At 45.4% G+C, this 25,086-nt stretch carries 19 protein-coding genes; 10 read left to right on the top strand and 9 right to left on the bottom strand.

Annotated elements, in window-relative coordinates; genetic code table 11:
* The first annotated feature begins 123 nt into the window (after positions 1 to 123).
* Positions 124 to 1,536, top strand: a complete 1,413-nt coding sequence (locus ACXAGR_RS11370; RefSeq protein ID WP_474850284.1) for a PhoH family protein — start codon at positions 124 to 126, stop codon at positions 1,534 to 1,536.
* A 93-nt stretch (positions 1,537 to 1,629) separates the two neighbouring features.
* Entirely contained in the window at positions 1,630 to 1,950 is a 321-nt protein-coding gene (locus tag ACXAGR_RS11365) for a hypothetical protein (RefSeq protein ID WP_474850282.1), read from the top strand.
* Here the strand turns inward: ACXAGR_RS11365 and ACXAGR_RS11360 are convergent, their stop codons facing one another.
* From ACXAGR_RS11360 to ACXAGR_RS11345, 4 genes are all read right to left on the bottom strand, one after another.
* Complete coding sequence (locus tag ACXAGR_RS11360; RefSeq protein WP_474850280.1) at positions 1,951 to 2,508, bottom strand: hypothetical protein; 558 nt, start codon at positions 2,506 to 2,508, stop codon at positions 1,951 to 1,953.
* An 89-nt stretch (positions 2,509 to 2,597) separates the two neighbouring features.
* Positions 2,598 to 5,711 (bottom strand): hypothetical protein, encoded by a 3,114-nt coding sequence (locus tag ACXAGR_RS11355; RefSeq protein ID WP_474850278.1) that lies wholly within the window; start codon positions 5,709 to 5,711, stop codon positions 2,598 to 2,600.
* Between the two features lie 244 nt (positions 5,712 to 5,955).
* On the bottom strand, positions 5,956 to 6,759 hold the full coding sequence (locus ACXAGR_RS11350) for a hypothetical protein (RefSeq protein WP_474850276.1): 804 nt from the start codon (positions 6,757 to 6,759) through the stop codon (positions 5,956 to 5,958).
* Complete coding sequence (locus ACXAGR_RS11345; RefSeq protein WP_474850274.1) at positions 6,759 to 6,914, bottom strand: hypothetical protein; 156 nt, start codon at positions 6,912 to 6,914, stop codon at positions 6,759 to 6,761. Before ACXAGR_RS11345 ends, ACXAGR_RS11350 begins: the two co-directional genes overlap by 1 nt.
* Positions 6,915 to 7,071: 157 nt before the next feature.
* Between ACXAGR_RS11345 and ACXAGR_RS11340 the strand changes: the two genes are divergently transcribed.
* From ACXAGR_RS11340 to ACXAGR_RS11305, 8 genes are all read left to right on the top strand, one after another.
* Positions 7,072 to 8,091: a hypothetical protein gene (locus ACXAGR_RS11340; protein WP_474850272.1), complete on the top strand. Its 1,020-nt coding sequence runs from the start codon at positions 7,072 to 7,074 to the stop codon at positions 8,089 to 8,091.
* A gap of 86 nt (positions 8,092 to 8,177) precedes the next feature.
* On the top strand, positions 8,178 to 9,143 hold the full coding sequence (locus ACXAGR_RS11335) for a hypothetical protein (protein ID WP_474850270.1): 966 nt from the start codon (positions 8,178 to 8,180) through the stop codon (positions 9,141 to 9,143).
* A gap of 616 nt (positions 9,144 to 9,759) precedes the next feature.
* Positions 9,760 to 9,942 carry a hypothetical protein gene (locus ACXAGR_RS11330; RefSeq protein ID WP_474850268.1) on the top strand — a complete coding sequence of 61 codons (183 nt, stop codon included), beginning with the start codon at positions 9,760 to 9,762 and terminating at the stop codon, positions 9,940 to 9,942.
* Entirely contained in the window at positions 9,942 to 10,778 is an 837-nt protein-coding gene (locus ACXAGR_RS11325) for a hypothetical protein (protein WP_474850266.1), read from the top strand. The genes ACXAGR_RS11330 and ACXAGR_RS11325 overlap by 1 nt, the downstream gene beginning before the upstream one ends.
* An 88-nt stretch (positions 10,779 to 10,866) precedes the next feature.
* On the top strand, positions 10,867 to 12,885 hold the full coding sequence (locus tag ACXAGR_RS11320; RefSeq protein ID WP_474850264.1) for a helix-hairpin-helix domain-containing protein: 2,019 nt from the start codon (positions 10,867 to 10,869) through the stop codon (positions 12,883 to 12,885).
* Between the two features lie 186 nt (positions 12,886 to 13,071).
* Entirely contained in the window at positions 13,072 to 14,379 is a 1,308-nt protein-coding gene (locus tag ACXAGR_RS11315; protein WP_474850262.1) for a mechanosensitive ion channel family protein, read from the top strand.
* Positions 14,380 to 14,390: 11 nt separating this feature from the next.
* A complete protein-coding gene (locus ACXAGR_RS11310; protein WP_474850260.1) occupies positions 14,391 to 14,768 on the top strand; it encodes a hypothetical protein in 378 nt (125 codons plus the stop codon).
* Between the two features lie 45 nt (positions 14,769 to 14,813).
* Positions 14,814 to 15,056: a hypothetical protein gene (locus tag ACXAGR_RS11305; protein ID WP_474850258.1), complete on the top strand. Its 243-nt coding sequence runs from the start codon at positions 14,814 to 14,816 to the stop codon at positions 15,054 to 15,056.
* A 57-nt stretch (positions 15,057 to 15,113) separates the two neighbouring features.
* Here the strand turns inward: ACXAGR_RS11305 and ACXAGR_RS11300 are convergent, their stop codons facing one another.
* The 5 genes from ACXAGR_RS11300 to ACXAGR_RS11280 all read right to left on the bottom strand — a co-directional run bounded on the left by ACXAGR_RS11300 (position 15,114) and on the right by ACXAGR_RS11280 (position 24,989).
* Entirely contained in the window at positions 15,114 to 17,786 is a 2,673-nt protein-coding gene (locus ACXAGR_RS11300; protein WP_474850256.1) for a hypothetical protein, read from the bottom strand.
* 199 nt (positions 17,787 to 17,985) lie between these two features.
* Positions 17,986 to 21,099: an RHS repeat domain-containing protein gene (locus tag ACXAGR_RS11295; protein WP_474850254.1), complete on the bottom strand. Its 3,114-nt coding sequence runs from the start codon at positions 21,097 to 21,099 to the stop codon at positions 17,986 to 17,988.
* A gap of 262 nt (positions 21,100 to 21,361) precedes the next feature.
* Positions 21,362 to 22,447 carry a hypothetical protein gene (locus tag ACXAGR_RS11290; protein WP_474850252.1) on the bottom strand — a complete coding sequence of 362 codons (1,086 nt, stop codon included), beginning with the start codon at positions 22,445 to 22,447 and terminating at the stop codon, positions 21,362 to 21,364.
* A 144-nt stretch (positions 22,448 to 22,591) separates the two neighbouring features.
* Positions 22,592 to 23,869, bottom strand: coding sequence for a hypothetical protein (locus ACXAGR_RS11285; protein WP_474850250.1), 1,278 nt, complete (start codon positions 23,867 to 23,869; stop codon positions 22,592 to 22,594).
* Positions 23,870 to 23,930: 61 nt separating this feature from the next.
* Positions 23,931 to 24,989, bottom strand: coding sequence for a hypothetical protein (locus ACXAGR_RS11280; protein WP_474850248.1), 1,059 nt, complete (start codon positions 24,987 to 24,989; stop codon positions 23,931 to 23,933).
* Positions 24,990 to 25,086 lie beyond the last annotated feature (97 nt).

Raw genomic sequence — 25,086 nt, 5'->3', positions numbered from 1 at the left:
GCCGTCACCAGACGGCGTTTTTAATTTGCCCTGACTTTAAAAAAATACTTCTTTAACAGGATATAATAGTCTGTATAATTAATATCGACGCATTTGAACGTCATAACACGATAAGGTGTATTTATGAAGAAAGCTTTTGTACTGGATACCAACATCCTGATGCACGACCCGCAATCCATGTTTTCCTTTGAAGAGCACGATGTCATTATCCCCCTCACAGCCATCATGGAACTGGACAACAACAAGAAACGGAGCATTGAAGCTCGTATCGCCATCCGTAACCTTGAGAAAATCACCCAACATGAAGACTGCAATCCGGCTAACGGTAGTCAGATTTACAGTGAGACGGGCGATACATTAGGCCGCCTCCTCCTTCCAACAGAAAGCCATCTTGTCGAACACCCTGAGTTTATCAACCTTGGCAGTACCGCCGATAATAAGATTATCGCCACTGCCTTGCACTACCAAAACAACAAAACCTGTTATGACCAAGTGGTCTTTGTTACCAAAGACTTCGCCGCACGGGTTATCGCACGAGGCGTTGGTGTTAAATTTGTAGAAGATTACCAGACCGACTTTGCACTCACAGACGCCTCCATGCTCGACACCGGTTTTGTTAACTGGGAAAGTGAGATTCGATTCTCCGACAGCTTCACTTCTTGCTGCCAAGAAACGTTTAAATCGCGGGTATTTCTATCCTTCGAAACCGAAGAACTGAAAAAACATCCTCTGTTTGCCAGCCGCCTCTTTCCAAACATGTATATCATCGACAGGCATGATGATGTAGAAAACGAGTATTACTGCGTAAGAAGTGTCACCAAGGAAAGTGTTCAGATTGAGGCGCTTAGTGAAAGCAAACTCATGGGCCAGACAGCAATGGGTATTAAGCCCAAAGACGACCTTCAGGCGCTCGCCATGCACGGCCTGCTTGACCCTGATATCACTTTGGTTAGCATCGGCGGCGCTGCTGGCAGTGGCAAAACCCTCCTTTCGCTGGTTTGTGCATGCGAAGCAACCATGGAGAGGAGAGAATACGATGGTATTATATTCACCCGCAATACCGTTGATGCTGCCGAACCTATCGGATTCCTTCCGGGCACTGAGGACGAAAAGCTCTCCCCTTGGATGGGAGCACTCTGGGACTCTCTGGAGGCGATCACAAAAGATGACGAAAATCCGCAATCAAGTATTGAGGAGATTGTCAGGATGTCCGGCTTAAAAGTTACTTCACTGAACTATGTAAGAGGACGAACTGTCGCCCGCAAAGTGCTGATTTTTGATGAAGTTCAGAATGCTACACCAGCTCTGGTGCGTACCGTTGCATCTCGCATGGGAGAAGGCTCAAAACTAATTCTCCTCGGCAACATCAAGCAAATTGATACCGCACCAGCGGGGAATACACGGTATAACTCCACGCTCAACAACGGCATGGTGACAGCTATTGAGTCATACAAAGACTTTCAATTCGGCTCCCACATCATACTGAAAGATGTAATACGGAGCGCCTTGGCTGAATACACAGAAAATCTGACTTAAAGATCATTCCGCATTAAAAGCCAAGCTGTGCAGGCTTGGCTTTTTTGATATACGATAGAGCTTCCCATACCTTACTCTATCCCCTGCTCTGTTATGTATGAATTTCTGCTAAACCGTAACTACAAAAAGGTACATGTTTTTGAGGACAGTCTGAATGAATATGTCTCAATAAAGACTTCTGCTGATTCCGGTCAGTTCGACAACTTCCGCCTGGCAGGCAAGATATCAAAAGATGAAGCCATAGCATTACGCAATGAAGAAGCAGGCATCATCACAGAGTTCTGGGGAAGCCCCTGCTACAGAAAAAAGGGTGAAGAAAGGTACAACTATACCGAAAGCGGACGCCTTCAAGTATTACTCAAAGAGCGCCGTGCTTACATTATCTTTGATGACAATCAACCATGGCTTCAGTGATCAGTGGAGCCTGTCGGTAATAAGGTAATAATAATTTCGCTCGTCTTCAGGGTTGAATAAACTTATCAGTCCGCTCGCATTTGAAAACCTGAATAATAACGATACAAAACCTTCCAAGGAAAATGGTGTCAGAAGGGCATCATTTTTTACTTTAAGCTTAAGCTCGGTAGATTCAGGGTACAGCAATTCTTCATGACGCTGCCTGTCCACTTCCTCTTCGTTGAAATTGATCATGTAATGTCGCAATTCCGCCAGCCCCAAAAAGTCTAAAGACAATCGAAATGCCTGACTCTCTTTTCGCATATAAGCATGCAGGTCGGAAACAGCCTCGCCCCAGTAAAACATACCTTCTTTTTCCACGCCAAGCAAGATGCTTTGATGCATAATTGGCTTGCCATCATGTGTCTTAAGCTCTATTACACCAGCCTTGGAGACCGCTAAGTCATTCAGTGAAGATACATTGATTGAATTCAAGAACGCTTCCGTTACTCTTCCTGCTTCAGCAATTTCGTCATCAGCAGAGATAACACCACTATTGTTGTCCTGATAGAACTCCATAATATAATACCCCTTATATATTGGATTCACTCATCATAGCATGCCATCTTACCTTCGCAAATTAAATATGGGCCGCGCAGGCCCATATTTTAAAAATCAGACTCGCCCGGATTGGTGACACCACCACCAAAGATACTTTGCTCTTCCTGATACTCCCTCGGCTCAATATCTTCAAACCAATGGTAGTACAGGCCGCCTGTCCATCTACCCCCCTCCAGAACAGGCGGGGCTACATCTCTGTAAAAATGCGACCATTCAACACGCTGTGGCTGGTAACAGGTTCTGACGTTTACCATCCTGTTTGTTGCTGACGGAGCATAGTCACCGCAGGTTGGTGTGCCGTAATCCTCCGCTGGCTGCTCTCTTACATAAATAACTCGGTCAGAAGAATACCCTACAGGTATGAACTCCTCAAAGGTAACCTCAACATTCCGGTATTCATCCAGTACCGCATTATACTCCGCCGTCCACCGGTAGTTACCCAGAGGCTCAAAGTTCGTGGACGTCTGTACATAGTCCTCCTTCTGGTAGCTAGGCAGCGGATCTCGGTTTACGCCATTACTTGTCTGGTCAAGCACGCCGGTTGTTACGTAGAAATCGTTGGATTTTACGTAGCGTGAAGGCTCAAACCATGCATCAAGATATTCGTCAAAGTCCTGATGCGGGTCGTAGGCTGGCATACCGTCTTTGAAGTCATCCTGCATAGCATGGGTCACGCCACTGACAGTTTCCCATGTGCCTTGACTTACCAGTGTGCCCGTTGCTTCCTGAGTCTCTTCTGCCAGCCCACTGTCCTGAACAAGTTCCATGCCGTATTCTTCACCGGATTCCTGATCAGTAAACAGAAATCCATATTCGTTGACCACATCGCAGTCCCTTGTTTGCGTAAACACCTCACCCTCGGAGACGGTTGATGCTTCCGGCGACCAGTTGCCACACACTCGGGAGACCTCGTTCATACTTACAAGATATGCCTCAATTCCCCTCGAAACCGGCGTAATTATGCTCTCTGTCTCTACTCGCGAGTCCAGTTCTGCTCCTGTGTCCGCTTCTGTATAAGTGTACGTAGTATCCAAACTGTATATCTCAAGCGTTTTTTGCGAAAACACCTGCGGAAGACCGTTCTTCCATGTGTCAATCTCAATGGCGTCAGCAAAGCTGGGTTCCCATTCGCCCACATAAACATCTTCCTCTCCCTCAGATACTGACACCACGACATCCCGCACATTTGTACTCTCAACTGACACATACTCAGATCGCTGCAACAACAGGGAGCCTGTCTCCGCATCATTCTCAAAGTAATTCCACCGGATCTCCCTTTCAAATTCACAATCCTGAGTTTGCGAGAAATCTAACTCCTGCTCCGATATGGCAGGCGACCATGCTGACGTCCCAACACAGGTATCATCGTATTCGTGACTTTGTACCGCAATGTTTCTGGATTCGGTTGCCGACCCGCCCTGCTCTTGTGTTGTCGTCAGCAGCACTGTCATATCATCCAGATAATAAGTCAGTTCACGACTTTTAGTATCATCTGTTGTCCGAGTTTGCTCAAAATCTTCCACTTGCGCTGATATTGCAGGAGTCCATGTGCCTGCGCCTGTTCCGGTCAGCGCCCAATCTGACATACCCACGTTAATAGTGCGTGTCTGTGTGGCTGTTTGTGCGTCATTTTGCAGGTAGCTATCCACCTGCTGACCTTCCGCATTCTGCCACACAACCATCCTCTCCAAGTCTTCGTAGCTTTCGCGAGATTGCGTAAAAGCAACTTCCTGTCCGGCAATCGCAGGCGTCCAGCCGCTTGACGGCGTGCTCGATATAACAGACCATGAGTCTGCTGTTCCGTACACATAACGACTCTCAGCATTTCCATTGGCCGTTTCGTAACGGGTCTCCGTATATATTGCGCTCATATCATTCGGATAGTCGTACCAATGCACATAGTCCTGAGATGTAACCGAATCAAATGTGCGGGTTTGAAGTATCATAGCTTCATGCTCATCGAGAGGCATGATTAAGTCGCCGTTCCATTCAGAATATGAGTAAGATGCCTCAGACTCCCCCTCCGGAATAACCTCTATATTCCTGTGCTCAGCAACGGGTTCGCCTTCACGATATTCTATCCTGACAGACTGACTTTCGTTGCCATCGGCATCAAATACGGTTTGGACGCATTCTCTTCCCTCCTGATAGGTGACATCCTGTGATTGAGAGTACCCCGTCAGGTTCAACTGCGTTTCCGGCAAAGGAAGCCACTCTGCCTGAGAAATAATTGTAGACGTCGCCGACCACTCTCCACACGCCTCAGGATAAAGCTCTGTATTCGCGATCCGCTCGGCGTAATTACGCTCCCCTTCCTCAGTCTCTGTGCGGTTAATAGTAATATTGCCGGAAAACCAGTGATCGTAGTAGGTTAAGTGGCGCTCCTGCCCGACTGAGCATTCTCTGGCAGACTCGCTTTCAGATGAAACAACCCAGTCGGTACAGGCGGGTATGCCAACATCGGCCCATTCCGTCCACTCACCCGCCAGCGTCTCAACAATATAATCAGCACCACCAACAGCGGCTTGAGTATTGCTATAAGCGGCATATCGCAGCTCAGGCTCTACGGCAATCACCTCACCCTCGGCAGTGTAGATCCGATCCTGAGCTTGGGCCTGACTACAGGTCTGCGTCTGGGTAAAGCTCTCACCATAAGTTCTTGTGGAAGCCTCTGGCAGCCAAGCACCGCAGACTGGCGCATCCTCAGTATTCGCCCACCCCGACCATGATACGTAAACAGGTCTGGACTCAGTTCGGGTTACTTCTTGCTCGTGGCGTATAGGAAACCCTATATATGTGAACATACCTGTCTGGGAATTCCATTGTCGCTGCTGCTCATAGCGTTCCTGCAACTGTGTGTAATAGCGGTACTGGTAAAACGTGGCAATTTGATCTTTTGGAAGAGGCGACCAGTCAGTCCAGTCATACGGAGCACCAATATCCACCCAAGCGGTAAATAAAGAAGTTGTCGAGACCTGACAATCTGTCGGAGTGGTAGAGCAGCTCGTTACAAACCGCAGGCGATATGGAGTATCAAGGTAAGGCAGATTAATCATCCTGCTGCCAGTGGGTAATTTATACTTTGCCTTTTCATTTCCAAAAATATCACTGTCAGCTTGCGCCGCGCTCCCCGCCAGCATCATTACAGCTAATGCTGACAATTTAAAAATATCCCTTTTATAATGACAGACTCTCTGAGCGACACTCATGCTACACCTCGATAAAATACCACGTATAAAATTTTTGTGAAAACTTACTCATTTTCTCTTTTCTTATTGAATACTGCCTTATTCTTCGTCCAAATAATAGTCTTTTTGCTTACAAATAAGGCATTTTATTTACACAGGATATTAAAAAAGGATGCGTTCTTCAAAACTGCATCCTCCCAGAGATGGATATTGTTACTTATAAAGCCAGTGAATGTGTCAACGAAGGGGGTTTTGCATTAATTCTACGACCAGATGCTTTAATCTCACCTTCCTCACTGATCTCGCACAGCACCCGCCCCTGCATCTTAGGCTTACCATGATAGTGCCATTCTCCTGCATTAGTTGACTCGAAAAGCTCACCTTGCTTCAATGCATATAGGACAACCTGCTTAGGCAACCCATGAGCTATTGCCATCGTTACACCATGTTCAATAGCTTTTCGAAGAGACACCTCTCCCCAGTCACGGGGCGACTCTCCCTCTTCAATCTGCTCAATTTGGCGGCCAATTGATCTCGCGGTTGTGTTATATCCCGTATGTTTGTAGCAGTAGTCACCGTCCAGCAGATAGTCCATTTTTGCATCCTGCGCCCGCACAACATACATTAAACCATCATCACTCACCACAGGCCTTCCCTGCGGCTTTCTCTCAGCATCACGAGACAGTAAATGAGACCACTTCTCCTGCATATCAGGATCAGCAAAGACAGCATCTACCAGCTGAGCTTTTTTAACAATCAGCTCACTGTCAGCCAGCCCTGCCTCCCCCTGAATTAAATCCGCCTCACTAAATTCGTAAGTCAGCTTAACATCCTGCACTCTCTCTTCCGGCCCTGCGCCACTTTCATAATACTCAAGAAATGCTTCATCTGACCCCAAATATAAGCCTTTCTCAAATATCAGCTCAGAACGGTTATTTACATCGACTATATATTGAAACTGCTTCGTAACCACAGCCAGCTTTTCAAAATCGAAGTCTGCCATCCGATAACCCTTCGGCATTAAGCATTCTCCTTATTATCGTTCCACAGCTCCATGACCTGCTCAACAGTCATACCATAGCGCTCAGCCGCTTCGTGGTAGCTTGCGCCTGCACGCAGTAATGCAAGTGCGGAAAGCTGGCTATGACGCGGGATAGATGAATAATCGACAGACATAAATAAATACTCCTTAAAAATAACTTAATGCATTGTACCAAAGTCGAAAACTAAATACACAACATATTAATTGACAAATGAAATAGCAAATGTATAATACGTGCTATATAAGGTCGAATACACCTTACAACAACATACGGATAATTTGGAGTTCATCATGGCACGTACTAAGGTTGCCCCAGACTTACTGGCTTTACGCCGCATTGGTAAATGCTTCTATGTTGCAGAAGAGTTTCTGTCTATGCATCATGCCGAAAAACATACTCCTGCAATCAGTACGCAACGAAAAAGCGGTCGGGGCAAGCAGCCATTCAGCAACTACATTAAGCACCTACAGCAAAAAGTGGAAATGTCAGAGCATTTTATTGAACTACTGAAGTTCCGTGCTGAAGAACAGGGTTATGAAATGACTCAGGCTTTCAGTATCGAAAAAGATGACATGGAGCAGCCTTGGATAGCGTTGCGCGAAAGTTACCGCGATAGCAATGGAGAGGCGATGAGCAACCATGAAGCAGTCACATTAAAAGTGACGGTTATGGAAGGCTCTCAAGAAAGTTATATCGCCAGCTTCCCGCTCCTCAGCTGGACACAGTTCTGGCTGGAAAGCAAAATCAATGCTGCCGAAAGACATATTAACAACCTGCGTTACAGTTTTGATATGATGGGCATTACAGGCGGCATCACTCTCGACGAAGCATTGCAGACTGACGAAGCGAAAAAAGGCATGCTGACCTACAAGAACAAAAAAGGCGCAAATAAATCATGCTATCTCGTAGATGAAGACGCCAAACTGGTTCGCTACAAAGGCCGCCTGAAAAACGCACTGTCAGATTGTGGTATGACAGAATCTGCTCTACGTGAAATCATCGCCATGGGCAATGTTGCTGGCACCGAAATGAAACGAGCTGCTAAGCTCATCGCCAAGGTAGCAAAAATGGAAGCAGCGCTGATAAAACGGGTAGAGCAAGCATCAGAAAAAGATCGCGCTGAATATGAAATGGCGAAGATCCGGAAAGAAGTGATTGCATTCGGGAATCTTGCCAAAGAGCGACCTCTTAATGCCTTTGAAAAAGTACGTCAATCCACTGCGATTGCCAAGCTAGATGAAGCAAAGGCCAAGCTGAATGACATCAAAAACAGCAAGACAACTGATAGTGAAAATCGGAAAGTCGCTTAATTGATACCAACGAAAACTCCCCCAACATTGACATTGGGGGAGTTTTTTGTTATTATGCAACAAACAACTACTGCTCAAGAGTGATCATGACCTCATCAAAAGAAGCTTTTTTTCAATCTCAATTTCGCAATCCTGACGAAGTACTTAAGCACATCGAAAAAAACAATGTTCGCTTTGATAATGCCAACGAAATTGTAAGCATTCTGTCCTACGTATTGTCTCACGATCATCCTACAAAGAATTTTGAGACAACGCTTCATAGTCATATTAACTATAGTAGTGAAGAACATGCTGCAACATTTTATTTTCAGGCGCTGGCACGACAGTTTCATACTCTCGCCAATCTCATTCTTAAGGATTTTGATCTCAAGAATGCGTGGCATGAAGGGATCTCAACGGCAGCACAGACGCTGCATTACGGATCAAAAGAACTTTTAGAGACGATGAAGCAACAGAGCTACGACTTTGACGTAATTTTTAAAGAACAGGATCTCAATACTCTTAAGCAAGGCAGCCAACTAGATCCAATTACCATCGCGGCATCCGCTATCCATCCCACAGTACTACCGTGGTTGTTGGAAAACGGCTACGTCCTGTCAAGCACAGACGGCGACAAACATCCTGTCACCAGCTATCTGTTGAAGCATGATGACCCAAAAAGCATTCAGGCGTTATTCAAAAGTATTGATAAACCGGAGCTTATCACAGTCACAAGTCGCAACCTCTCGCTGCTAGAAGTAGCGGTACAAGCTCAGCATTATCAGGCTGCCAGCGTGATCTACCCTCACTACATCAGCAAGACGCCTATCGACACCAGCGAAGAGAGCATTCTCAAAGCTCTGGACGAGGATGATGACACACTGCACCACAGATTTGCCGTCTTCCTGCTTAAAAAGCTGTATGACTCACCAACGCCATTATTGACAAAACTTCACTCACCAGAGCAGGTCAAGATTGTGTGCCATGCTTTCAACACAACGCCTCTGGAATTAGACACAGAAGGACTGTCTGAAGAAACAACAATTATGATTAACACCGCCCTATTTATATAAACAAAGTATTTAAATAATGCTACAACTTTACAAAAACAGGTTGCAGTGAGAAAAATAAGTCCGTAATATACACCCCATAGAGACTCCTTTTAGCAAATCAGAAATCGCACTTCTTTTTGCAACCATCCCCTGAGTCTCTATCTATAAGTAGTATAGGGCTTACCAAAACCTATTGTTGTTGTTCGAGCCGAGGCATTGCCTCGGTTTTTTTGTGCCCGAGTTTAATTTGAAAAATTAAATATATAAGACATTAATGGTTGCAAAGTTAAATATACCATGTATTATATACTTGTCGGTTAGGAAATGGCTTTACTCAATTGAGTGAAATCACGCTATTCCAAGGTTTTGAACAATCCGCACCTTTGCGGAAGGCTCTGCATCCAAGCAGGCTCGTTTAAAAGCCTAAACCCGACCATGGACATAAGATACCCATGTAAAAAAATTATTCTGTTGTTGTTCTAACCGAGGCTCTGCCTCGGTGTTGTTTTGCCTTATTGACAAATGCCGCGATTCTGTGTTATTATGCATTAAGTTATTATATATGTTGTATTATAAAAACTTTGTGATATCCTCTCGATCTCAACCATACGTGTAACTTTATAGGTAAAATAAACGCATGAAATCTCTCAAAACCATCGCAAACAGATTTGGCTTTGACTTCGACAAATTACTGGCCCTTGCTGAAAGCATGCCGGTTATAAGCATTATTCAAAGCGGCCCTGTCCACTTTGTATCCGGTGAAGACGCCAACGAATTGATCGGCGCATATAAAGCCAAATACATGACAAATGTTGCGTAATGATGATCTTCGATACACACCCAGAAGTTCGCAAAGATAACGCCTTCGTTTTGGGCGAAGCAGCGTTATCGAATGGTGACTCTCAAGGTTTTTTGCAGAAACTACAGCACGCGACGGGATTCGCAAAAAAACAGAAGTATGTTTGCTTCGGGCCTGAGTCCGCGAACGATGGCATATTATTCTTAGGCAATGACATATCGGACAGTTGCAGAAAGACTATAGATTATGCAGAATTCCTGATCTCAAAAGGCCGTTCTGTGTACTATTTCACGGACTGTGAGGATACATATCGCTGTATGGCGGTACGCTTTGGCAGTGACATCAATTGTTTGTCTTTGGTGAACAACTGTATTCGCACACCAGCTGACAGTCCGTCTTTGAATCTAGCACTGATGAACATTAGATTGTCAGAAATTTTATCCAAGCAGGTGGGTACGTTCGTGGAGCAAATGTTGACAGACTTATCAACGTCCTCAAAGCTCTACGGAAATGAGAAGCCAGTTGTCTTTTTACATATTAAAAACCCGACTCTCCTGAGTGAATTCAATCGTCTTCCTGCCATCCTGAATACACTGAAGGATCAAGGAATTGGTGTGATTGTAAGCTCGACTTCTGCACTCGGTTTGCAGCCTCTTGTGCCGCTTATTTCGCACTTTGTGTTTCATAAATGCGAAGATCCGACTCCCCTTCAAAAGTTGGGGTTGCCGGAATGCATCGGTAATCGTGATTACCTGAGAGACTTAATGGCGCTCAATTCCAGCCAATGTCGTTATTTTTATCATTCGGGTGAAAGCTCCTTTTCTTCACCTGTACTAAATGACCCGAGCTATACGTAAAACCATTTTGTACAGAGCGAGAAGTAGCTGAAAATCATCAAACTACTTCTCGTGATATCCTTACAAACAACGACAACGAGAATTAATAATGATGAATATTACCACCCTGAACACTACACCCAATGCTGAAACCATTAATAACGAAGACTATAACGTTATAGGCGATTACGTCCTGACTCTCGATGGTGATGCACTCCATGCTTTTATTAACGAACTGACACTTGAGCAGCGCGTAAACCTTGCCACATTATTTAATATCCGCTACCGTAATTTACAGAATAATATTCCGTCCGATACTATCTACGACACCTATATCCTGACCAGCATTGCGGAACTTGATCCCAATCACCCATTTTTAAATAGTGTTGAGTCGGACGGTAATGATGCTGGAGGTGAGGAACTTGGAGTCGGCGGTAAAGTCCTTACACTCCCCCGACGCATGTTGTCCACTGATAAAGCCTACGGGTTTGATCCCGTCAACAACTGGCTTAAGCGACTTGAGAGAGCAGCAGCGGAAATTGGCCTGCCTGATTCTGAGATTACTCTTAGACTAACCCCTAAGCTGGATGGATTTGCTGCACAGGATGATGGCACAACCATGTACACCCGTGGTAATGGCGTGCGCGGCACAGACATCACCCGTGTCATTGAACGTGGCTTGCAACGCTTCAATGATGACTCCCGCGACCATGAAGTCGGTGAGATCGTCGTCGATGTCATGTATTTTGAAGAGTATCTGGCCGACGATTTCAGCAATACGCGAAATGTCATTGCAGCCGTACTCAAAGAGAGCGAGCCAGACGCCAGTATCAAACAAGCAATCGCTGACAAAGGTGTGGTATTTGCACCATTCAGCAAACTCAAGGCTGTCACAACCACGGTAGCCGAATTGCGTGATAACTTCGATACCCTGACCGAAGAGGCTCGCTCCGGCATGCCATTCGATCTGGACGGAGTAGTCATCGAAACAACCAATGACGCACTAAAACTGCACATGGGTGCAACACAGAAAGCACATCGGTGGATGGTGGCACTCAAGCAAAATGAAGCCCCTGTTTCTATTCCCGTACTTGCTGTGACGCCTCAAACCTCTCGGGCTGGCCGAGTAGTGCCTGTAGCTGAATTAACTCCCACTGAAGTCAGTGGTGTTATCGTCAGTCGGGCTACCTGTCACAATTACAAGTACGTCAATGACAAAGGGATTGGCAAAGGCGCTGTTATTGGTCTTGTACGCTCAGGGCTGGTTATCCCTAAAATTGTAGAAACCCAGACATCTGTGAGTGCGGTACTGCCGGAGCACTGCCCGTCCTGTGGCGAACCCCTGTCTTGGGAAGAAGTAGAGGAAGGCAAAGAGCCTAATGATCTTGTTTGTACAAACAAGGAAAGCTGTCCTGCGCAAGCCTCCAAACGCCTGCTGCATTTCTTTACGCAGATGCAGAACGTCGACGGGTTTGGCTTTAAAACCACTGAGCGTTTATCCAAACACGGCATCGCCTTTGTTGAAGATATTTACCGGCTACAGCACCATGAGCTGGTGGCTATGGGATTTGGCGACAAGCAAAGCCAGAACCTGATTGATGAACTGGAGCGCAGCCGTAATCAAGCCGTAGAGGATACGAGATTCTTATCGGCTTTTGGCATCAAAGGTGTTGGCGTTGGCGTCGCCGAAATTTTATTAAAGCAACACAAGCTGGATTTATTATTTTCCCTGACGCATAGCGATCTTGTCGCAATACCGAAAATCGGTGACAAAACAGCTGACGCCCTTATTCACGGTCTGAGTCATATCAAAAAGAGTTTTGATGAACTCTACGGTGAGATTGGATTTAATCTCATCCCTACCCCTCTTGCGTCTGAAACGCCTGATGTTGTCAGTCCCATTGCAGGTAAAGTCATTGTCTTCACCGGCACGATGGTGCAAGGTTCTCGGGATGATATGAAAAAGCAGGCGAAAGCATTGGGGGCAACGGTAGGCAGTGGCGTATCAGGCAAGACGGATTATCTTGTCACCGGAGAAAAAGTAGGTGCCAGAAAAACTGAAGCGGCTGAGAATCTTGGCGTTACGGTACTGACTGAAGCGCAATATCTGGAGATGCTGGCGGAGTAATCCGCCAACGGCAAAATCCTTGCAGGAGATGCGGCCATACGTGTGCCATACTTCCGCTCTTTAAACTGCGGCAAAAAAATACCACGCTCAACACTTATGACCAGTTGCGTAATTTATATAGAGTATTAAAATAGACTCAGTGTTGTAGTGCGCCCTTGTGGCGCTTTTTATTTTTAAGGTGTATCTATGTTGGATAAAATTAATGCTTTTCTCTTTACCCAAGGAGAGGCGTTACTCGGCTTAACAGACGGTTCGCTATGGTATCCGGTCTGTCGCGTTAGCATGCTGATTGTCGCTGTTTCTATTTTGCATATGACAATCACCCGACTTATTACCCCATTAATGAGAAAAGTACTTTTACGCTCTTCTATTCCTTTAATAGGGTATTTACTCAAACATAAATTGTTCTTAAACGTACTCCGTCTTTTTCCTCTTATCCTGCTTCGATACGGGTCGGGATTTATTGCTCACTCCACTATTGAAGCTGGATTGTTGAAGACCACCAATATCCTTATAGTCATCGCGTGCGCGAAGTTAGTGTACAGCATTATTAATGCTGTGTATGACCACTTAGAGCATCGCAAAATGACAAGAAACGCGCCGATAAAATCGATTAGTCAGATGCTGAAGGTGATAACAATCACTATATCTCTGATAATGGTGGTGTCACTCCTCATGAACAAAAGCCCTGCTTATCTGCTTAGCGGGTTAGGCGCACTCTCTGCGGTACTTTTACTGGTGTTCAAAGATCCGCTAATAAACCTTTTTGCCGGACTTCAGATAACCAGTCAGAAACTTATCCGCGTAGGCGATTGGGTACAAACAGACAAAGTGGACGGTGAAGTGGTCTCGATCAACATGGTGAACGCTACAATCAGAGGATGGGCTAATGAGATGCATACTGTCTCTTTATCAAACCTGCTTGATGGCGTGAACTGGCGAGAGATGTACGGTCTGGGAAGGCGAATCAAACGCTCTTATTTTATCGACATCGATACGGTAAAATTTTTGTCAGAGAAAGATATCAATCACTATTCCCAGTACCACCTTCTGCGAAACTATATTGATGGCAAGAAGCAAGAGCAGCCTCAGTGGGGAGCAGATGAGCTTTTCTGTGAAAATCAGCCTGTCCAGAATCGGGAAATGACAAATATCGGTATGTTTCGGATGTATATCAAGCACTATCTTATAAATCATCCAAAAGTAAACAATGAAGCTACTATTCTGATCCGTCACCTTAACTCTACTCCACAGGGCGTTCCTCTTGAATGCTACTTCTTTGTTAAGCCGGAGCACTCCGGATGGGTCGACACTGAAGAAATGGCTGCCGATCTTGGCGACTGGATCATGGCTATGGCTAAAAAGTTCGAACTGCGTATATTTCAGTCTCCCAGTCAGTTTGGTTTATCCAAAGCCCTTCAGCATGGTGATGCTCCGGCAGCAAGCGTTATTCCGTTCTCTCAGGTTTCAAACCTTAACGCTACAAACAGATAAGCGACAAATATATGACATTTAAAGAATTTAAATCGGGTTTAGCAACAGAAGCTAGTCACTTTTTCTGCGTTCTTATCTTTGCTCTTCTGGTTATCATAGAAATGAGCAAAAGTATTAAGCTGGGTTTGATCCTGTTTGTGGCCTCAATTGCCGGAGCATTATTAGGAAGTAAAGTCTTACGCGATGTAATCACAGTGTCAGCGATGTCTTTCATTCCCTTACTTACTATCCATGCAGGTCTGGATTTTATGATTGCTGCTGGTGGCTATAGCGCACTGTTAATTGTGCTTTATGCCCTCAGCAGATCTGAAAAGACAAAGTTCATGCTTAGCAAATCAGTGATGACATCATGTTTTGTCATTCTGCTTGTTTTAGGCCAAGCACTTTGATGTCAATTATTCTCATTACATCAGCTTGATAGGGTAAGGAAAGATATGCCTAAAGTCGTAATTGATGGCATAGAATATGTGCCGAAGACAGAAGTATTGCCGTTAAATGATAGCCGTTTGCAAGAGTGTCTGGAATGCCTCTCGGAGATGGTATATTTCAAGCAGAATCATAAAATGAATGGTTTAGCGCTTAATGCAATCAGAGCGCTGTCTCGTGATCTTTATGAATTAGCATGTCGGGATGAGAATGCGTTTTACGAGGCCATTAATGGTAGCGAAGAACTCTGACTTCAAGAGCATCAGGCAACAAAAAAGCCAGCTTCCGTGCTGGCTTTTTGCTTTATGCTACTGACACTTAGCGTATCGCACGTAGTACTCCTGATATTCTTCATACCAGCTGTATCTGTATGCCTCGATTTCCCCTTCTGTAGTACATGTGCCATCGAGGGTAACCGTGCTTCTGGGGATCTCTCTTGAATAGCCATCATAGGCGCTGAATGACTGCCAAGTCAGAGTCGGCTTATCCTTGTACTTATAGCCTGTCACGGTCTTAGTATGGGTGTATTGCGCCATCCTTGTTCCTGATACATAGTGACCGTATTTCGCTGTCTGGTTCTGACTACAAGCTGCCCTGAGCTGGGTACTACTACCATATTCCACATACGTCGAGCTGCAATTGTAAAGACTTCCTGAATTTGCCCAGCTCGTATCCTGAGCAACATCAACTGTTCTTGCTGAAGAGGTACGGCTTATGTCGTACTGATACAGATAGAACGTGTGTATGGTTGAGCCACTGGCTGTATGCGTTACTTTCTGACGTTGATCCTGCTTATAAGTCCGCGTCTGAGAATAATCAGCTGTTGATGATGACTTGCTTGCAAAGGTCGGAGTCCATGAACTGTAGCTGTCATCTGTTCCGCTTATCCATTCCCAACTTCCTTTAGCCACGGATACAGTTCTGGATTCACTGGTAACCAGAGCTGTTTTTTCGGAGTAGCTTCCGTTAACCTTTGACGTTGCGCCGGTTTTGTTGTCCGTTTTAATATTATAACAGTACGCTCTTCTCGGCTGGGATTTATTCCGGCTTTGTGAATAATTACTTTGCTGAGTGCCAGCTGCTGGCGACCATGTTGAGTAAGTTGCCGTGCCATAGGTCACTGTCGCGTCGCACGTTGACTGAGAGGCAACTACATAGCGGGTTTTGGTGCCATATTTGACCTGCGTTTCATTCTCTGAAATTGTCTGAGACTTAGCATTGGTATACACGGTAGAGCCATTTACCTTATGGGTATAGGTTCCCGTTTGTGCCTGCTTACATGATCGGGTCTGTGTTACCTGCTCATCATCCCAGTAACCCGCCAGATCAGGCGACCAGCTGCCACATGAATAATGACTTCCGGAGTCTGTCCATCCTGACCACGTTACGGCAACCGCCTGTGAGTTAGTTAATGTAGAAGTTTGTGTTTCTGAAGATGTACCAATAGAAACGCCATTAACTTTATACGTCCACAGTCTTGACCTGTCTGCTTTATAAGTCTGTGTTCTTGTGTAGGCAGAAGTCTGCGCCCCATAAGCCGGTGTAAAATCAGAGTAACTATACCCTGTCCCGTATGCACCGTAACTACCGACAGAGGCAACCACATTTCTCGACTCACTCTGATTCGTCAAGGATTGCGTCAGTGCTTTGGTGTAAATAGTCGCCCCATCAACTTTATGATACCGAGTTGCGGACTGGTTCTGTGTATACCCTCTCGTCTGCGTAAAATTTGCCTGCTGCTTCGCTAATGCAGGCGTCCAGCTGGTCTGCGACGATACCGTTGTGTTTGCCCAAGAGGATTGAGATACATCAACAGTACGGGACTCTGACGTATTCACATCGCGATATTCCTCTGTTGTTGCAACAGTGCGATATGAGCCATCACGCTGGTTCTTTTCGCGGGTATACTTGTCCCGCGTCTGCGGCTGGGTTTTGGTTCGGGACTGTACGTAATCAGACGACTGGGCGTTTGGTGCAGGTGCCCACGTTGTTGCGCTGTACTCACCGTCGTTTACCCATATGCTGAAATCGTCTGAGGCTGCCATCCATAACGTTTTTGTGCCTATAACAACCTGAGCATCTTCCCACTCACGGTTTTGGGTTTCACGCTCCGTGCGGTTCTCCGTGTCAGCTACACCGGATGCCCACTGATCCCAGTAAGTTACGTCACGTTGTTGCCCGATAACGCAGTCACGGTTTTGAGTAAGCTCTGTGTCTTCCCAGACCGTATCAGTGTCCGGTGACCACTCGCCACACGTTTCCTTACCAAAATCTGTCCACGCGGGGGGCGTTCCCATAATAGTCTGAGTAATATAATCGAGTGTCCCTACTGCTGGCTGACTTTCCTGATCGCCGACATTCTGAAGCTCGGTTTGCCGCCCAATCTCATCGCCGTATGCAGTATATACACGGTATTGAATTTGCGGTTCAAGACAACCTCGGAGTTGTGTAAAAGATTCGCCCCATTTAACCGTATCTGTCTCCGGTGACCAGTTGTCGCACGAATGGTTAGAGCCGTTATTCACCCAACCCGTGTAGCTCACTGAGACAGGACGTGTCTCATCTCGGGTTACAGTCTGTTCGTGAAGTAACGGACTGCCGTTATTAACAAATTCACCGGTTTCTTTGTGCCGATATCGCTGCTGCTCAAACTGGATCTGATCTTGTTGATAGTCGCGACTTTGCAGAAAGTCAGAAACCTGCGCAAGCGGCTCGGGAACCCAGCTTGTATAATCATAGGGCGACCCCGAGTCCATCCATGCCGTAAACAGAGACGTTGTATCTATCAGGCACGTTGACGGAGAATCGCTACAGTCTGTCATATAGCGCAGGCGATATGGCGTGGTAGCACTAGGAATGGTGATAAGACTGGAGCGGGACGGCAATTTATATCCCGTAGACTCCTGAGCTGAAACATTGACTGCGAAACTTACTGCTGCGACAGAAGCCAATAAGACCGCCTTATGGATTAAGCGATTCATATACATACACCTTAAATAAAGCCATAATAAAAATTCATAGGCTGCCAAAATGCATGACGCCTGATCGATTATAGCAACAATAACTTAAATATACGTAGTATTATTTTCATAGATACGGGAAATTTACATCATAAAAAATCAATGCATCAAAATAAAAAAGCCAGTCGTAAAGACTGACTTTTTAATCGTTTGTTTTATCTTATTGCTTTGTACACCTCGCGTACTTCACTGTCCATCCCTCTTCGCGACCATTCGATTCATACTGTGCATGATAGGCGTTGTAAAGTCCCTCTTGCGATTTCGTACACGTACTTCCTTTGGTTACGTATGTTTGAGGCTCTTCTCGCTCTCCATATGCTTCTGCGACATGCACCCATTTGTACGTTACAGAATCACGATATTGGTAAACAGTCTTATTCCTTGTGAACGTGAACGGGCCACCGTATTTAGTGGTGCCTACGTAATGCGTCAGCTTACGATATTGAGGCTGCTTACATGCGCGTCGATCTTGTGTTGAGCTATAGGTACTCCAGCTTCCGCAGCTATGAATACTGCCGTTATTTGTCCATCCAGTCGTCTGCTTCACCGTAACCGTTCTCGGAGAAGTTGTTCTGCTTACATCTCGTTTATAAACATAGAATGAGCGGATATTAGTCCCGCCAACTGAATGAGTATACTTCTGACGCTGGTCTTGCTTATAAGTCCGCGTTTGAGAATAGTTCGATGTAGTGCCTGATTTAGAACTTGAAGACGGAGACCAACTACTGTAACTATCCTGCGTACCATCTACCCACGCCCAGCTTCCTTTAGAAACAGTGACTGTGCGCTGAGGATATGAAACAACATCAGAATTGTATTTCCAGTAACCATTAACCTGCGATTTCGAACCCGTTTTGTTATCCGTCTTGACATTGTAGCACCATTGGCGGCGTTTCTGGGTCTTCTTCTGGCTCTGAGTATAGGAACTGGTTTGCGCATCAGCTACCGGACTCCAGCTTCCATAAGTAGTATCATACACCGTGCTGGCATCGCAGGTAGACTGAGAAGCTACAGTGTAGCGTGTCTTAGTGCCGTATTGCGTTCTTCTACTTTCTGTCGCAGCTACTTTCCGGTCTACTGAGCGGGTATGGACAGTGGTAGAGTTCACTTTATGGGTATAAGTACCAACCTGCTTTTGCTTACAAGAGCGGGTTTGAGAAACGAGTTCGTCGTTCCAATAGTTACTCAGGCTCGGCGACCATGTAGATGAACATTCGATAAGACCACCTGAATTTGACCATCCAGACCAAGATACCGATACGTTTTCAGTCTGTGTAAAGCTACCTGTATTCTTCTGGCTCCAAGTACCCAGTGTTGATCCGCCTGCTTTATACGTCCACGTTCTGTATCTGTCCTTCTTATAGGATCGGCTTCGAGTGTAATTACTCGTCTGGTTTCCATAACTGGTGTTCCAGCCGCCATATCCATAGGCGCTTCCATAACTTCCCCAATTTCCATATGTTGCTGTTACCGTCCGGCTTTCACTCTGATTGGCTAACGAACGGGTCAGCGCATTGGTGTGAACAGTTTTTCCGTCTACCTTATGATAACGGGTCGCTTTCTGGTTTTGTGTAAACCCTCGCGTTTGCGTAAAGTTCGCAGTCTGATTAGATACAGCAGGACTCCATGCAGTTTGAGAACTTGCTGTTGTATCAGTCCAACCTGAAAGGGTGACTACAACATTTTCGGTCTGCGTAAAGTTACCTGTGTTCTTCTGACTCCAAGTGCCAAGCGTCTCCCCGTCCGCTTTATACGTCCACGTTCTGTATTTGTCCTTTTTATAGGGGCGGTTTCGGGTATAGTTACTTGTCTGATTTCCGTAATTTACGCTCCAGTTGCCGTAATCGTAGGCGTTTCCGTAGTCGCCCCAGTTCCCATTGGCCGCTGTTACTGTCCGGCTTTCACTTTGGTTTGCCAGCGAGCGGGTCAGCTCTTTACTAAAGATAGTAGTGCCGTCCACCTTGTGGCTTCTGGTTGACTTCTGATTCTGTGTATATCCGCGAGACTGTGTGAAGTTGGCAGTCTGATTAGATACAGCAGGACTCCATGCAGTTTGTGAACTGACGCTGGTATTCGCCCACTCAGATTGACTTACTGCAACAGTTCTTTGCTCAGGAGTAACTACATTCCGCTCCTCGGCAGTAGTCTCTATGGTTCGGTACGTACCATCACGCTGATTTTTTTCGCGGGTATACTTATCACGGGTCTGAGGCTGGGTTTTTGTGCGTGACTGTGTATAGTTCGCAGTCTGACTGTTTGGAGACGGTGCCCATGTGGTCGCGCTGTAAGGGCCATCGTTAGTCCAGATACTGAAGTCGTCAGAGGTAGCCATCCATAGTGTCTTAGTACCGATAACGACTTGAGAATCTTCCCATTCACGAGTTTGTGTCTCACGCTCTGTGCGATTTTCCGTATCCTCAGCACCGGAAGCCCACTGATCCCAGTAAGTTACGTTACGTTCCTGCGCTATGTCGCAGTCACGATTCTGAGTGAATTCCGTATCTTCCCATACAGTGTCAGTGTCCGGCGTCCAAGTGGTACAGGTCTTGTCACCAAAGTCAGACCAGTCTTCCGGCGTACCCATAATTGTTTGGGTGATATAATCAAGTGTACCCAGTGCTAACTGATTCTCCTGATCCCCAACGTTCTGAAGCTCAGTTTCACGGGCAATTTCTGCTCCTTCCGCAGTGTATACCCGATACTGCATCTGTGGCTCAAGACAGCCGCGATACTGAGTAAATTCTTCACCCCACTTGACTGTATCTGTCTCCGGAGACCAGTCATCGCAGGAATGATTTGCGCCGTTATTTACCCAGCCGGTGTAGCTTACTGATACCGGACGATATTCTGTCCGCGTGATTGTTTGCTCATGCAAAACAGGATCGCCGTTATTGACCAGTTCACCTGTTTCTTTGTGACGGAAACGCTGCTGCTCAAACCGGATCTGATCCTGCTCATAATCACGGTTCTGCTGAAAGTCGGACGTCTGCAACTTCGCCTCAGGCAACCAAGTGGTGTAATCATACGGCACACCGGAGTCCATCCATGCTGTGAACAGCGAGGTTGTTTCAATGAGACATGTAGAGGGTGAAGTGTTACAGTCTGTCATGTAGCGCAGACGGTACGGAGTAGACGCATTTGGGATGGTGATCATCGAAGAACGCTCAGGCAGTTTAAAAGCCTGTTCGCTATCATCAGCATTCACACCGAAAGCCAGTGCCGCTGTTGTCACCATCAGTCCTACACTTCTGTGTAGTTTTGATAACCTGAACATAATAAATACACCTTATTTTACTTAAAACAAAAAACTTCAGCCGAAACACATAAAAATATCAAGCGACTGCTATCAAGCGACTGCTATCAAGCGACTGCAATTGATACATTGTATATATTACCATACTTTTGTCTAAGATGCCCAGCTTAACGCCGCCACAGGATGGTTTTTTAATCTTTTATTGCAAAAAAGAGGAGGCCTATTGAGAGCATGTTCGACTCAACAGGCAGAACAGGAAGAATAGGTAGAACAGGAAGCTGGTTTACAATGAAACTTCATGATCATTGCAGTTATTATGACCTTTTAGCTTGGCCATTCCGAACTGCGGCTTGTTTTTAATTGTTGTCGCGGTATGCGTGTCCACGACCATGCCATCTATGCTTGCTGTCATTTCAACGTTCTCAGGTAATTTCATATCCGGCGTCCAGTATACAGAGCCAGCCAAAAACTTATTCCTACTGTAATTACTCATGCGCAACGCAATATCAACGGATTTTTCAAAAGCATCCTCAAAAGAGTTAACGTGAGTTAGGCTCTCTGCATTTTCCTCAAAGTAACCAACCATGTCCCGCAGCACGTGAGGGTTGTAGTGACTGCCTATAGTAGGCTGCCCGTACCCACCGTATCCCGCCTCCTGTTCTCTGGCGCGATACACGTCTTTTGCCAGCGAAAGCGACTGCTCCGGCGTCAACTGGTGCGTTGATGACATCACAAGCACCGCGCCAACATCGCTCATCGTCTCCCGAATATTGCGAGGCAGGCTTCTATCATAGTTCAGCAGACTCATATGGAACAACTCATGAAGAAACATGTACTCATCAAAATCAGCAAGCACTCTATCTCTGTCACGGATGACGCTTTTGTACTTATCAGACCAGCCCTCATCGGTGAACTTCATGATTTGCGCCAGACGACCATCATTCAAAACAATTTTCTGAACATTGTAATCATCAAGCGTATCGAAGTTAGTGTCTTTTTCGTTAATCAAAGGGGCACGGAGAGAGTCGACAATTTTTTGCGCCCTTTCCTTATCCTGCGCGGCACCTATGATATCGCTATAAAACTGTTCAGGCTCTGGCCGCGAAAAAGAGATAGGCACACAGTCACCCTCAAAAGGATTTCCATACATCCCTGAGCGTCTCTCCTCTAGTACGTCTCGATAGTTATCAAAGGAGATTTTTTCACACTCACCAAAAAGGAATCCCTTAAAGTAGGCATCAAGCGGCTTCATTTTTGTGTTAGCTTCGGGATTGGAGATACCATTTTCTGGTTGCGTTGAGGCACACCCTGACATAATAGCAGGAGCCACCAGCGCAACTATCATCGCACCTTTCTTCAGTTTTTTCATAAAATACACTCATATAAAAATATACGTAACACCTTCATTATACATGAAGACTACTACTATTTACATGATGTATTAATTAAATATCAGAAGCGATACTTTTGTGAGTGGGCCGCGTGTTAATTATACGCGACTCTTGAGGCATGTTTATTTTTTCGAGAAAAGAGGAAGAATTTTGTCTTTTACAGAGTCAGGTAATGACGCAGCTTCCATGCCTACATATTCATCAACCTCCTTTTGGAGGCGGGAAAATTCTTGCTCACCAAAATTATGAGCTGTCTTTTTCACTGTACCGGACGTCAAATCAAGTGCTTTCCTTAATTGTCTGGTCAGTTCTATCATTTCCTTTCTTGATTTTATCGTCCGGCCTCCTGTCGCTGATACAAGCTCCATTCCAGCTTTTGCAATGCCAATCACATCACTGTAAATGGCATCTCCTATTGATTCCAGACGTTCTTTTTCAGTATTCTGCGCCGACTTCCTTTCGTCATCAATCTCAAGATCCTTTACCCTGTTGAGGGTGCAGGGTATCAATGTACTGTCAGCCCTGACAAAGCGTGAAAACTGCTCCGGAGTCACGGATACGGATATTGCTTCTATAAACTTCCCTTCAATATCGTAAGAATATCCCGTTGACATTTCGCCAGAGAAGGCGCTCTTTCTTTGTCCGTCACTACCTTGAAGAGTAATGGAAACACTATGATTAGAAAAACCGGCACCGTCAAAAAGAGGATGTGAAGAACTTCTGTTTGGGGATATCAAGATATTTGCTTCTGAAAGAAGAGAGTTCCAACCTTCCTCAGCGTCAGAAAACTCCGGTGAAGGTAAAGACTTAAGTATCTCTGTCCGGTAATAATTTCGAACAAGACCGTGAATTTCCGCTTTCGCCGACTCAGCGTTAATCTTTGCAGCAGCACTGAGTTTATTCATAGCAAACCGATAGTTCGAAACCGTATTTTCAGATATGACCCTGCACCCTGACATCCATTCCTCGCGGTCTTTTTTGGTCAATTTGCTGCCTGATTGCAGATTTGATGCTATCGCCTCAAGCGCTGAAACAGCCTGCATCAACTGATCATCATTACTCGCTGCGTCTTTCATAGCATAATACATACGCCGGTTGACAATCGTTTGCATGAAGGAATCTTTATCTACGCTAAAACCATGCACATACTCTAACGTGCAGTAGTTGCCAGTTTGATTACTCCTTGCTAAAGCCATTCCGAATTGAAAATCCGACATCCTCACCTTGGCCAGTAATTTTCCCTTCTGAAAGGGCAGGCCTTCAGATTTGCCCTTGATGGCTTTATATATGAAGATCTCGGTCAGCGTTTTAACTGGTCTGTCACTGCCAAATACGTTAACAGGCTCTTCACTTGTAAAGTGTTTTACCTCAAGCAGACCCGCATAATTAGGTAAAGACATAAAAAAATCCCGTGATTAATTGCACAAACTATATCACAGAATTTTATTTTTGTCAAGTTAGTTAAGGCCTGAGTGCATCCGCCATATCTTTTTCGAGATCTTGTTGTAAAAATTGAGACACAAGCCTTCTCTCCAGTTTAGCTACTTTGACGGCGCGTCTCATCATAGCATCATGTTGTGGCATTTTTCCTTCCTCACCATGGTGAAGAATAAACTCAGAGGCGCTACCTGTTAATTTTCCCTTGTACTCATCCATAAGGACTTTATGCTGCGGATAAGAACGACCCAGCGTTGATTCAATAATATCGTTCATCAGCGCCCCTTCCAGTCCTTTTAACTCCCACTCGTTAACATATTTACCTTCCAGCTTGATCCACTGTCTTGCCCGCGACAGATTCAGACCCGTTATCGGTCTTTCAAAATCACCATCTTCGGGATCGACCGCATCAGTTACCAAGTGCGACACCTGACCAAATTTCTTTCTATCGAATCCGTGAAATTCCTGAAAAGCAACAAATGCTTTTTGTACGGGATTGGACGCTCCTTTTTCCAGAAGCACTTTTGCGGTATACCCCTGATGAAACAGCTTTAACGCAACTCTTTTCACTTTATCAAACGTCTCTTCCGACATGTCAGCTGGAACGAAAACAGTAAACGATTTCCCCTTACGAAGGGACTTCAGGTCGATTGCATCAAACGCTCTGCGCATAGGAATTTTAGCGGCCAAATCCATTTTGTTATGAATCTTTTCAATTTCATTTGCCTGCTCATCAGGAACATGACTCTTTACCTTAAAAATGTCATAAGTCACACCAGCCTGCTTGGCAATATTTTGCAACTGAGTAATCAGATTGTTATAACGCTTGGCTGTCCCAACATAATACTTTTTGTCCGGATGCTCTTTTAAAGCAGTATCAGGATCGTTCGCAAAAACAATATTTTGAGAATCAGTAGCAAAAACAACGTGTTTAATGCCCGCACCATCTATGTTCATTTTTTTGATAATGTTCATAGCCTTCTTGATAGCAAGAAACTCGATGACTGTTGAATCTCCAGCATTGCTGATTAGTCCTGAAAATTCTAGCGGTTGACTTCCCTTAACGGCAATAGTACCAGCCACACCACCGACCTTGATATCCGGTAAGTGACTCCCATCTGTTACACAGTACGCTGTTGACATAGCAGGCCTCATATAAATACCTAATAGATTACCTATT

The sequence above is a fragment of the Alteromonas sp. ABH4_457 genome (assembly GCF_056160625.1).
Note: the sequence above shows the minus strand (reverse complement) of the source record. Positions and strands in the feature narration are given on the sequence as shown.

Coding starts and splice junctions, on each gene's coding strand:
- ACXAGR_RS11330 (WP_474850268.1), top strand. CDS start 9,760: ATGAAATCTCTCAAAACCATCGCAAACAGATTTGGCTTTGACTTCGAC.
- ACXAGR_RS11315 (WP_474850262.1), top strand. CDS start 13,072: ATGTTGGATAAAATTAATGCTTTTCTCTTTACCCAAGGAGAGGCGTTA.
- ACXAGR_RS11310 (WP_474850260.1), top strand. CDS start 14,391: ATGACATTTAAAGAATTTAAATCGGGTTTAGCAACAGAAGCTAGTCAC.
- ACXAGR_RS11345 (WP_474850274.1), bottom strand. CDS start 6,914: ATGTCTGTCGATTATTCATCTATCCCGCGTCATAGCCAGCTTTCCGCA.
- ACXAGR_RS11300 (WP_474850256.1), bottom strand. CDS start 17,786: ATGAATCGCTTAATCCATAAGGCGGTCTTATTGGCTTCTGTCGCAGCA.
- ACXAGR_RS11335 (WP_474850270.1), top strand. CDS start 8,178: ATGACCTCATCAAAAGAAGCTTTTTTTCAATCTCAATTTCGCAATCCT.
- ACXAGR_RS11285 (WP_474850250.1), bottom strand. CDS start 23,869: ATGTCTTTACCTAATTATGCGGGTCTGCTTGAGGTAAAACACTTTACA.
- ACXAGR_RS11360 (WP_474850280.1), bottom strand. CDS start 2,508: ATGGAGTTCTATCAGGACAACAATAGTGGTGTTATCTCTGCTGATGAC.
- ACXAGR_RS11320 (WP_474850264.1), top strand. CDS start 10,867: ATGATGAATATTACCACCCTGAACACTACACCCAATGCTGAAACCATT.
- ACXAGR_RS11365 (WP_474850282.1), top strand. CDS start 1,630: ATGTATGAATTTCTGCTAAACCGTAACTACAAAAAGGTACATGTTTTT.
- ACXAGR_RS11350 (WP_474850276.1), bottom strand. CDS start 6,759: ATGCCGAAGGGTTATCGGATGGCAGACTTCGATTTTGAAAAGCTGGCT.
- ACXAGR_RS11290 (WP_474850252.1), bottom strand. CDS start 22,447: ATGAAAAAACTGAAGAAAGGTGCGATGATAGTTGCGCTGGTGGCTCCT.
- ACXAGR_RS11340 (WP_474850272.1), top strand. CDS start 7,072: ATGGCACGTACTAAGGTTGCCCCAGACTTACTGGCTTTACGCCGCATT.
- ACXAGR_RS11325 (WP_474850266.1), top strand. CDS start 9,942: ATGATGATCTTCGATACACACCCAGAAGTTCGCAAAGATAACGCCTTC.
- ACXAGR_RS11370 (WP_474850284.1), top strand. CDS start 124: ATGAAGAAAGCTTTTGTACTGGATACCAACATCCTGATGCACGACCCG.
- ACXAGR_RS11295 (WP_474850254.1), bottom strand. CDS start 21,099: ATGTTCAGGTTATCAAAACTACACAGAAGTGTAGGACTGATGGTGACA.
- ACXAGR_RS11305 (WP_474850258.1), top strand. CDS start 14,814: ATGCCTAAAGTCGTAATTGATGGCATAGAATATGTGCCGAAGACAGAA.